The organism is Bacillus sp. 7894-2 (assembly GCF_002272225.1).
In the GTDB taxonomy this organism is placed as follows: Bacteria; Bacillota; Bacilli; order Bacillales; family Cytobacillaceae; genus Cytobacillus.
Map to the genome: position 1 here is coordinate 1 of NZ_NPDG01000024.1, position 10,504 is coordinate 10,504.

The 10,504-nt window shown below is 43.9% G+C and carries 9 protein-coding genes; 8 read left to right on the forward strand and 1 reads right to left on the reverse strand.

Translation table 11 applies throughout. The features are described from left to right. Nucleotides 1-237 precede the first annotated feature (237 nt). Nucleotides 238-813: a DNA-directed RNA polymerase subunit delta gene (rpoE, locus tag CHI10_RS04885; protein ID WP_095243205.1), complete on the forward strand. Its 576-nt coding sequence runs from the start codon at nucleotides 238-240 to the stop codon at nucleotides 811-813. A gap of 275 nt (nucleotides 814-1,088) precedes the next feature. After that, entirely contained in the window at nucleotides 1,089-2,696 is a 1,608-nt protein-coding gene (locus CHI10_RS04890; RefSeq protein WP_095243206.1) for a CTP synthase, read from the forward strand. A gap of 81 nt (nucleotides 2,697-2,777) precedes the next feature. Here CHI10_RS04890 and CHI10_RS04895 read toward each other — a convergent pair whose 3' ends face one another. Next, complete coding sequence (locus CHI10_RS04895) at nucleotides 2,778-3,299, reverse strand: DUF2529 domain-containing protein (RefSeq protein ID WP_095243207.1); 522 nt, start codon at nucleotides 3,297-3,299, stop codon at nucleotides 2,778-2,780. A gap of 211 nt (nucleotides 3,300-3,510) precedes the next feature. Here CHI10_RS04895 and CHI10_RS04900 point away from each other — a divergent pair, with 211 nt between their 5' ends. The 6 genes from CHI10_RS04900 to rho all read left to right on the forward strand — a co-directional run bounded on the left by CHI10_RS04900 (nucleotide 3,511) and on the right by rho (nucleotide 10,416). Continuing rightward, nucleotides 3,511-3,885, forward strand: a complete 375-nt coding sequence (locus CHI10_RS04900) for a response regulator (RefSeq protein ID WP_172581936.1) — start codon at nucleotides 3,511-3,513, stop codon at nucleotides 3,883-3,885. Nucleotides 3,886-4,143: 258 nt separating this feature from the next. Then, nucleotides 4,144-5,001, forward strand: a complete 858-nt coding sequence (locus CHI10_RS04905) for a class II fructose-bisphosphate aldolase (RefSeq protein ID WP_095243208.1) — start codon at nucleotides 4,144-4,146, stop codon at nucleotides 4,999-5,001. A 147-nt stretch (nucleotides 5,002-5,148) separates the two neighbouring features. Then, nucleotides 5,149-5,793 carry a fructose-6-phosphate aldolase gene (fsa, locus tag CHI10_RS04910; protein WP_095243209.1) on the forward strand — a complete coding sequence of 215 codons (645 nt, stop codon included), beginning with the start codon at nucleotides 5,149-5,151 and terminating at the stop codon, nucleotides 5,791-5,793. A gap of 592 nt (nucleotides 5,794-6,385) precedes the next feature. Continuing rightward, nucleotides 6,386-7,672 (forward strand): UDP-N-acetylglucosamine 1-carboxyvinyltransferase, encoded by a 1,287-nt coding sequence (locus CHI10_RS04915; protein ID WP_095243210.1) that lies wholly within the window; start codon nucleotides 6,386-6,388, stop codon nucleotides 7,670-7,672. 165 nt (nucleotides 7,673-7,837) lie between these two features. Then, nucleotides 7,838-8,800, forward strand: a complete 963-nt coding sequence (glpX, locus tag CHI10_RS04920; protein ID WP_095243211.1) for a class II fructose-bisphosphatase — start codon at nucleotides 7,838-7,840, stop codon at nucleotides 8,798-8,800. A 350-nt stretch (nucleotides 8,801-9,150) separates the two neighbouring features. Then, nucleotides 9,151-10,416, forward strand: coding sequence for a transcription termination factor Rho (rho, locus tag CHI10_RS04925; protein WP_095243212.1), 1,266 nt, complete (start codon nucleotides 9,151-9,153; stop codon nucleotides 10,414-10,416). Nucleotides 10,417-10,504: the final 88 nt, after the last annotated feature.

A 10,504-nucleotide genomic window follows, 5' to 3' on the forward strand; every position in this document is an offset into this window, starting at 1 on the left:
AAATTAACGGACATCAATCAAAGCCCTATTAAGGTAATTTAAAATCAGAATAAATCGCATAAAAATACTCAGAACAGCAGATATAACTGGCATAAACCGTAAAAATTTGTTTATAATGAAGAATATGCCTTCTTGCAGGCTGTCCGCATGCATGTGCAGGGCCCTGCGGAAATTCAACTTATATAGTTTTAATTAGCGCGCTTATGAGCGTTTACATAGGGAAAGGAAGTGCTGATATTGAGTTTGGAACAGTTCTCAAAAGAAGAATTGCAGGATATGTCATTAATCGAAGTGGCTTATGAACTTCTGACAAGCAAAAAAGAACCAATGGCCTTTAATGACATCATGAATCAAGTAGCTAAACTTAAGAACCTTTCAGAGGAACAAGTCAAGGGGAAAATTGCGCAGTTCTATACAGATTTAAATATAGATGGCCATTTCATTGGATTGGGTGATAACCGCTGGGGTCTTCGTTCATGGTATCCGGTTGACCAATATGAAGAAGAAGTCGTAACCGTAATCAAGCCTAAGAAGAAAAAGGCGAAGAAAAAGGCCGACGACGATCTCGATCTTGAAGATTATGATGAACTGGATGAAGAGGATATCGACTACGACGATATCGACGGATTCGAAGATGATGATCTGACTGAAGACGATGATGACGATCTTCTCGACGATGACGATGATCTTGAAGATGATGACGATTTCGAAGATGATGATATCGTGGAAAAAGAAGAAGAATTCGACCTTGGCGATGAAGATGAAGAGCTAGAGGAAGACGAAATCGACGAAGACGAAGAAGAAGATTTATAACCTTGACTTTTCGTTTCAGGGCTTGTAGAATACTTTTTGGGCTCCTTAAAAAAGGACGATTCGTTTAGACGCTAATAGCGCTCCCTTACTTACTTAAGTAAGAGGAGCGCTTTTTATTTTTTTTTACAGGCCATGTGCCTTTTCAAGAAGAGCTAAACCATCCCTTTGCGATAAGCTTCCGCTGAAAAAACCGGAGGCTGAACAATAGAATTTTTATCATCAAGTCTTTAAACCGGCATCATTATGCACAAACTGATATCAAGGGGGAATTTTTCATGACTAAGTATATTTTTGTTACGGGCGGAGTTGTTTCGTCACTGGGAAAAGGAATTACGGCAGCATCACTTGGCCGCCTGCTGAAAAACAGAGGGTTAACGGTTACGATTCAGAAATTCGATCCTTACATAAATGTGGATCCGGGAACCATGAGCCCGTACCAGCATGGTGAAGTGTTTGTAACCGGTGACGGCGCAGAGACGGACCTGGACTTAGGCCACTATGAGCGCTTTGTTGATATTAACCTGACAAAATACAGCAGTGTAACGACTGGTAAAATTTACTCCACTGTCCTTAGAAAAGAACGCCGCGGCGACTATAACGGCGGAACGGTACAGGTTATTCCGCATATCACAAATGAAATCAAGGATAAAGTTTTCCGTGCAGGCCATGAAACGAATTCTGATGTGGTCATCACAGAAATCGGCGGAACAGTAGGGGATATTGAGTCACTTCCATTCCTTGAAGCGATTCGCCAGATTAAGAGCGATATTGGCCGCGATAATGTAATGTACATTCACTGTACACTGGTTCCTTACATCAAGGCAGCAGGTGAAATGAAAACAAAGCCGACACAGCACAGTGTTAAAGAACTAAGAAGCCTTGGCATCCAGCCAAACGTCATCGTTCTTCGTACAGAAATGCCAATTTCCCAGGATATGAAGGACAAAATTGCGCTATTCTGTGATATCGATAAAGAAGCTGTTATTGAAGCAGCAGATGCGGATACTTTATATTCTGTACCGCTATCCCTTCAGGATCAGAAGCTTGATGAAATCGTCTGCAAGCATTTGAAGCTGGATTGCGGAGAAGCAGAGATGACCGAGTGGAAACAGCTGGTTGACAAGGTTCTAAACCTTTCTAAGAAAACCAGGATTGGCCTTGTCGGTAAATATGTTGAATTGCAGGATGCTTACATTTCTGTTGTCGAAGCCTTAAAACATGCAGGTTATGCCTATGATTCTGATATTGAAATCAAATGGATCAACTCTGAAGAAGTGGACAGCACGAACGTGAATGAACTGCTTCAGGACGTGGACGGAATCCTGGTTCCGGGCGGATTTGGCGACCGCGGCATTGAAGGGAAGATCCTTGCCATTCAATATGCACGCGAAAACAAAAAGCCATTCTTTGGCATCTGCCTGGGCATGCAGCTGGCTTCGATTGAATTTGCAAGAAACGTACTGGGTCTTGAAGGGGCGCACTCAGCAGAAATTGCTCCTGAAACACCGCATCCAATAATCGATCTTCTGCCTGAGCAAAAGGATATTGAAGATTTAGGCGGAACTCTAAGACTTGGTTTGCAGGCTTGTAAATTGAATGAAGATACAAAAGCTTTTGAGGCATACCAGGATGAAGTGGTATATGAGCGTCATCGCCATCGCTATGAGTTCAACAACCATTACCGTCAGGATATGGAAAAAGCAGGCTTTGTCTTCTCCGGTACAAGCCCGGACGGCCGCCTGGTGGAAATCATCGAAGTCAAGGATCACCCTTGGTTCGTCGCTTCCCAGTTCCATCCTGAATTTATCTCAAGACCAACCCGCCCTCAGCCATTATTCCGTGAATTTGTCGGGGCATCATTGAAGTTCAGCGAGAAACTATAATATGCGAAAAATCCCTCCGGATGCGGAGGGATTTTTTGTTTGTGGAGCACAAAGTATTTTTACAGATAAAACCCGCAAAAGCTACTCAAACTCCGACAAAATCTCATCAATCGTAAACTTAATTCCATAATACACAAACAAAGCAGCCATCGAGGCCGGATAGCCGAAGCGATTGCCCTCTTCATCAGGCAGAAGGCCTTTCGCAAGCTTTAAATCTATATGAACATCAGCCAAATCGGCCAGACTGCCGCCACTTTCAGTTCTTAAAGTGCTTACTGCCACAAAGGGTATCTCTTTTTCGGACAAAGATTTTGCGAGAGCGGCTGCGTCTTCGTCATCCGAATATCTTGAAAAGATTATGACGCGGTCTGTTTCAGCGACTTCCGCATCTTTCTCCAAAATTGCGGCATCCCTAAGCGGCTCCTGGCTTTGGACGGCTTCATAGCCGATTGCGGCCATTTCTTTTGCACCATAAATATATATTTTCCCATCACCGGCAGCAGCCTGGGCCAAAAGGCGGGCGCTGTCCTCTATGGAAAATTCCTCTTTTTCCTGAAGTCTTTTAAATAAGCCTGTCAGCTGGGTAGAAAACATCTTCAGCAAATCCGTTCACTCCTTCATCTCTTCCTGCGGTTCTATTATAGAGAATGTGGAAGGAAAGGTAAAATAATCAAAGGTATTTACTAAAATAAGAAGGAATAATCAAGTTTCACAGAGAAATTAGCTGTAGGAGAATGTATAGTTAAGTGACCTGCAGTCATAATTCAGTATGGTTTAAAACCTAAGTGCTTTTAATACGACAGAAAGAGGTGGCTTGATGAAAGGGAAAATTTTAATCGTAGATGATCAGTTCGGAATCCGCATTTTACTTAATGAGGTACTGCAGAAGGAAGGGTACGACACGTACCAGGCTGCCAATGGAGTCCAGGCTCTCGACATTGTTTCCAAGCATTCGCCTGATCTTGTTCTTCTTGATATGAAAATACCGGGAATGGACGGGATTGAAATTTTAAAAAGAATGAGAGTAGTGGATAAAGATATCCGCGTTATTATCATGACGGCTTACGGTGAACTCGATATGATTCAGGAAGCAAAGGATCTGGGTGCTCTTACTCACTTTGCAAAGCCATTCGATATCGATGACATCAGGGCGGCAGTAAAAAAATACTTGCTTGTCCCTAACTCGTAATAAGCCAAAAATATCCGTTTTTAACCTGAAATTCCAACACAATAAAAATGATAGCGTTTGCTTTATGACAATTCATAAAAACACGCTGGAATAATGGCTTTTCTAAGTCCTTTTTGGTATGATAACAGATGAATTCCAAAGGGTCGTCTCAGTTTAGCGGACTATTTTAAGGGTACATATTCGATAGTGTTAAGGGGAAAACTTTAACAGTATTTAGTCTGCCTGAACTTAAACGATTATCAATAAGGAGGAAGAAAAATGCCTTTAGTTTCTATGACTGAAATGCTTAATAAAGCAAAATCAGAAGGCTATGCAGTAGGTCAATTTAACTTAAACAACCTTGAGTTCACTCAAGCGATCCTGCAGGCGGCAGAAGAAGAAAAATCACCGGTTATCCTTGGTGTTTCCGAAGGTGCTGCACGCTACATGGGCGGTTTTAAAACAGTTGTAAAAATGGTTGAAGGACTGCTTGAAGATTATAAAATTACCGTTCCAGTGGCTATCCACTTAGACCACGGTTCAAGTTTTGATAAATGTAAAGAAGCTATCGATGCCGGATTCACATCCGTTATGATCGATGCTTCCCATGATCCATTCGAACAAAATGTGGAGACTACTTCAAATGTAGTTGAATATGCACATTCAAAAGGCGTTTCAGTTGAAGCAGAACTTGGAACTGTTGGCGGACAGGAAGACGATGTTATTGCTGATGGCGTTATTTATGCTGATGCAAAAGAATGTGAAGAGCTGGTTAAGCGTACAGGCATCGACTGCCTTGCTCCGGCCCTTGGTTCTGTTCATGGACCATACAAAGGTGAGCCAAACCTTGGCTTTGCTGAAATGGAAGAGATCGGAAGCCTTACAGGTGTTCCTCTGGTTCTTCATGGCGGTACTGGAATCCCGACAAAGGATATCCAAAAATCCGTTTCTTTAGGAACTGCTAAAATCAATGTAAACACTGAAAACCAAATTGCTTCCGCAAAACGTGTTCGTGAAGTATTGGCAGCAGATACAGAAGTATACGATCCGCGCAAATACTTAGGACCTGCACGCGAAGCGATTAAAGAAACAGTAATCGGCAAAATGCGCGAATTTGGTTCTTCAAACAAAGCATAATCAAATAACTGCACGAGAAAACCGCTTCTAGAATTAGGAGCGGTTTGCCTTATTTATTGAGGTGCATATGCATGTAAGGCTTTACAGAATCACAGCTTTATTTAATAATACATAGATATCAGAATATTTTATAAGGTGGGATTTTATATGAAGTTTTTCATCGATACAGCGAACATGGACGAAATTAAAGAAGCATATGCCCTAGGGGTAGTTGCCGGAGTAACAACCAACCCATCATTGGTGGCAAAGGAAAAGAATGTATCCTTCCCTGACCGTCTTCGCGAAATCACGGAATTGGTGCCAGGCTCAGTCAGCGCCGAGGTCATTGCTCTTGACGCTGAAGGCATGATTAAAGAAGGAAGAGAGCTTGCAGCGATTGCACCGAACATCACAATCAAGGTGCCAATGACGCCGGATGGCCTGAAAGCAGTAAGCGTTTTTTCAAAAGAAGGCATTAAAACAAATGTAACGCTGATTTTCAGTGCAAACCAGGCGCTGCTAGCTGCAAGAGCAGGAGCTTCATATGTTTCTCCATTCCTTGGACGCTTGGACGACATTGGCCACAACGGCCTCGATCTGGTCTCCACAATCGCTGAAATCTTCGCGATTCATGACATTGATACAGAAATCATTGCGGCCTCCATCAGACATCCACAGCACGTGACGGATGCAGCACTAAGAGGAGCTCATATCGCGACTGTCCCTTATAAAGTGATTCAGCAGTTATTCAACCATCCTCTGACAGACAAGGGAATCGAAGCGTTCCTCGCAGACTGGAACTCAAGAGGATAGATAAGCTTCCTTCGGTAAAATAACTCTAGGAAACTGGCTTTGTTTATTTTTATTTTGAGAACTGTCTAGCGCAAGCGCCTACCCCCTCGAGGTCACAATCCGAGCCACCTAAAAAGGCAAAGGACGCCTTTCCAGGTGGCCCGGCTTGTGCTTGTCGGGGGTGGGCAAGGCGCTTGCGCTTTTCTTGATCAAAGCCAGCCCCATTACTTGTACCCCGGTTTTTTAGTGCTTCTTTCTTAATTTTAACTTTTTTTGAATACAATACATGAGATTTGATTTTTCGTGTAAACTATAAGATAAAGATAATGTCGGAATCTGCAAAAATTACATGGAAAATTGTTCCTTTTCCAACTTGCAATGTTGAAAAATGCAGATACATGATAATATGAAAGTGCATATTTTCCCGAAGACAATTTTTCCGATATTAAAAAAGACAAGCCTACTGGGTTTCTTATAGAAGCTATGGCTATTTTCTGCTGAAGTTGGTTAGAAAAGTAGTGTGTAGCTTTTGCTGTAAGGGCTATCAATTTTTTAAATATTGAAGTCAAATTCCAGCATATGTGTTTAACAACGGCTTAGAAGGGAGTTACAAATGGAAAAGCTAATGATTGCAGGTGGATATCCTTTAAAAGGCACTGTCCGGATCAGCGGAGCGAAGAATAGTGCCGTCGCACTGATTCCAGCTACCATTTTAGCGGAATCGCCTGTAACAATTGAAGGTTTGCCGGATATTTCGGATGTACAAATTCTAAAAGATTTGCTTGAAGAAATAGGGGGCACTGTCGAATTCTCTGAAAATGATATGACAGTTGATCCCTCTTCCATGATTTCCATGCCTTTGCCGAACGGAAAAGTAAAAAAACTGCGTGCTTCCTATTATTTAATGGGAGCGATGCTTGGCCGATTTAAAAAAGCGGTTATTGGACTTCCAGGAGGATGCCATCTTGGGCCAAGGCCGATCGACCAGCATATAAAAGGGTTTGAAGCTCTTGGCGCGCGCGTGACCAATGAGCAGGGAGCCATTTACCTTCGTGCCGATGAACTGCGCGGAGCCCGTATTTATCTCGATGTTGTCAGTGTGGGAGCAACCATTAATATCATGCTTGCCGCTGTCAGGGCGAAAGGCAGAACCATTATCGAAAATGCCGCAAAAGAGCCTGAAATTATTGATGTTGCTACGCTTTTAACCAATATGGGCGCGAAAATTAAGGGTGCCGGGACAGATGTGATCCGCATTGATGGTGTGGACCATCTGCATGGCTGCCAGCATACGATCATCCCGGACCGGATTGAAGCGGGAACGTATATGATTGTTGGTGCAGCAGCTGGAGAAGGCGTGCTGATTGACAATGTCATCCCGCACCATCTTGAGTCCTTAATTGCCAAGCTGCGCGAAATGGGCGTTCAGATTGAATCGAACGACGACCAGGTATTTGTCGGGCCAGCTGAGAAAATGAAAGCTGTGGACATTAAAACACTTGTCTATCCAGGCTTCCCTACAGATCTGCAGCAGCCTCTGACTTCTCTGTTAACAGGTGCAGAAGGGACAAGCATGGTCACTGATACTATTTATAGTGCCCGCTTCAAGCATATTGATGAGCTGCGCAGAATGAATGCCAACATTAAAGTGGAAGGGCGCTCTGCGATCATCAATGGGCCTGTTCAGCTTCAGGGTGCTAAAGTAAAGGCGAGTGATTTGCGCGCAGGTGCAGCACTGGTAATTGCCGGCTTAATGGCGGAGGGAGTTACCGAAGTCACAGGCTTAGAACATATCGACAGAGGCTACAGCCACCTGGTTGAAAAGCTGAATGGACTTGGTGCCACAATCTGGCGCGAAGAAATGAGCAAAGAAGAAATGGAACAAATGAAGAACGCATAAATAGAACAACTTTGAATATTAACAGCTGACTGATCATACTTGGGCCAATGCTTAAGCGGGATCAGCAGACAAATATAAATTAAGGCAGGCTGGCGGTGCCGGGGGGTAAGAAGCCGGTCCGCATTTGCCATGCTGCCAGCCTTAGAATCCGGGGAGGAAAAATCGATGGAAAGAAGTTTGTCAATGGAATTAGTTCGCGTAACGGAAGGTGCCGCATTAGCATCAGCACGCTGGATGGGCCGCGGATTAAAGGATGAAGCGGATGATGCCGCTACTTCTGCAATGAGAGATGTGTTCGATACGGTGCCAATGAAGGGGACAGTCGTTATCGGGGAAGGCGAAATGGATGAAGCGCCAATGCTTTATATCGGGGAAAAGCTTGGAACAGGCTACGGCCCGCGCGTGGATGTCGCTGTTGATCCGCTTGAAGGCACTAACATCGTAGCATCCGGCGGCTGGAATGCATTAGCTGTTCTTGCGGTAGCTGACCATGGAAATCTTCTGCACGCACCGGATATGTACATGGACAAAATTGCAGTCGGTCCTGAAGCTGTTGGTCAAATTGATATTAACGCTTCTGTTTTGGATAATTTGAAAGCGGTGGCAAAAGCCAAAAACAAGGATATCCAGGATGTTGTGGCGACAGTGCTTAACCGTGAGCGCCATGAACACATCATCAGCCAGCTTCGCGAAGCAGGTGCCAGAATTAAATTAATCAACGATGGCGACGTGGCTGGAGCCATTAATACTGCCTTTGATGAAACAGGTGTCGATATTTTGTTCGGATCCGGCGGTGCACCGGAAGGCGTGCTGGCAGCTGTTGCCCTAAAGTGCCTTGGCGGGGAAATTCAGGGGAAACTTCTTCCGCAAAATGACGCAGAGGCTGAGCGCTGCTTGAAGATGGGCCTTGATATTAATAAAGTCCTTCTTATGGAAGACCTGGTAAAAGGCGATGACGCGATTTTTGCTGCAACAGGCGTAACAGATGGGGAGCTTTTGAAAGGCGTACAGTTCAAAGGCTCATACGGTTCAACCCATTCAATTGTTATGCGTGCAAAATCAGGAACGGTCCGCTTTGTCGAAGGGCGCCATAGTCTGAATAAAAAGCCTAATCTTGTTATTAGATAAATATAAATAAACAGATAGAAAATGAGTGCTGGCCGCATTGCGCCAGCCTGCTCATTTTCATTTCCTTCCTGCTATATTTTCCATATCAAATTTTGTTATTGATTAATTTTCACATTAAGGGGTAAAATAGAGATTGTTTTACATGGAATAGGATTCCTCATAAATTTAACCGAAAACGGACAGCAAACCGTTCCATTCCTCGAAACCTTTAATTAAGAACATAATGATAGAATCTTCAGCTATTTTCAGTGCCTCAACGTATCTTTCCCTTTCCTTTCATATAAAGTCCAATCATTTGAACAGCTGCATATGGAGGGAATAATTGAAAATTTCAAAAGTGTGGTGTAAAAATGGGTTTAAATATTTCAAGTTTAGAAAATATGAAGCTTAAAGAGCTTTATGAACTTGCCCGTGAATATAAAGTTTCTTATTACAGCAAGTTATCGAAAAAAGAATTAATCTTTGCCATCCTGAAAGCAAGAGCAGAGCAGGAGGGCTACTTCTTCATGGAAGGCGTCCTGGAGATCATTCAGTCTGAAGGATTTGGTTTCCTTCGTCCAATCAACTATTCACCAAGCTCAGAGGATATTTATATTTCCGCTTCCCAGATCCGCCGTTTCGATTTGAGAAACGGAGATAAGGTTTCAGGAAAAGTCCGTCCTCCAAAAGAAAATGAGCGTTATTTCGGCCTTCTGCAGGTTGAAGCCGTGAATGGCGATGATCCCGAATCAGCAAAAGAGCGCGTTCACTTTCCTGGACTGACACCACTTTATCCAAACCGCCATATGAAACTGGAGACAGGTACAAGACAGCTGTCTACAAGAATTATGGACCTGCTTGCACCGGTTGGATTCGGGCAGCGGGGTCTGATTGTCGCGCCTCCAAAAGCAGGTAAGACTATGCTTTTAAAAGAAATTGCCAATAGCGTAACAACCAACCACCCGGAAGCGGAACTGATCGTGCTATTGATTGACGAGCGCCCGGAAGAGGTAACAGACATCGAGCGTTCCGTTGCAGGCGATGTAGTCAGCTCCACATTTGATGAAGTGCCGGAAAACCACATTAAAGTGGCCGAGCTCGTTCTTGAACGTGCAATGCGTCTCGTTGAGCATAAGCGTGATGTTGTGATTCTGATGGACAGCATTACAAGGCTGGCAAGAGCGTATAACCTGGTTATTCCTCCAAGCGGCAGAACCCTGTCCGGCGGTATTGACCCAGCTGCATTCCACCGGCCAAAGCGTTTCTTCGGTGCTGCCCGAAACATTGAAGAGGGCGGAAGCTTAACGATTCTGGCAACTGCACTCGTTGACACGGGTTCACGGATGGATGATGTTATCTATGAAGAGTTCAAAGGGACAGGCAATATGGAGCTGCACCTTGACCGCTCACTGGCTGAAAGAAGAATCTTCCCGGCCATCGACATCCGCCGCTCCGGCACGCGTAAAGAGGAACTTCTTATTCAGAAGGATCACCTGGACAAGCTGTGGGCAATCCGCAAGTCCATGTCCGATTCACCGGACTTCGCCGAAAAACTGCTTCGCAAGCTAAGACAGACAAAATCAAACGAAGAATTCTTCGCCAACCTTGCTGAAGAAATGAAGGCTAAGCGTTCGTAATTAAATTTGAATGCAATTGTCTTTTTTAAGAATGCTGTTTATGTTAAATTTGTTTTCTGCAGTAATCTAAATTACTCTACTGAGTTGG

Excerpts from the sequence above, each read along its gene's own strand:
- CHI10_RS04890 (WP_095243206.1), top strand. The coding sequence starts at position 1,089 with ATGACTAAGTATATTTTTGTTACGGGCGGAGTTGTTTCGTCACTGGGA.
- CHI10_RS04905 (WP_095243208.1), top strand. The coding sequence starts at position 4,144 with ATGCCTTTAGTTTCTATGACTGAAATGCTTAATAAAGCAAAATCAGAA.
- fsa (WP_095243209.1), top strand. The coding sequence starts at position 5,149 with ATGAAGTTTTTCATCGATACAGCGAACATGGACGAAATTAAAGAAGCA.
- CHI10_RS04915 (WP_095243210.1), top strand. The coding sequence starts at position 6,386 with ATGGAAAAGCTAATGATTGCAGGTGGATATCCTTTAAAAGGCACTGTC.
- glpX (WP_095243211.1), top strand. The coding sequence starts at position 7,838 with ATGGAAAGAAGTTTGTCAATGGAATTAGTTCGCGTAACGGAAGGTGCC.
- rho (WP_095243212.1), top strand. The coding sequence starts at position 9,151 with ATGGGTTTAAATATTTCAAGTTTAGAAAATATGAAGCTTAAAGAGCTT.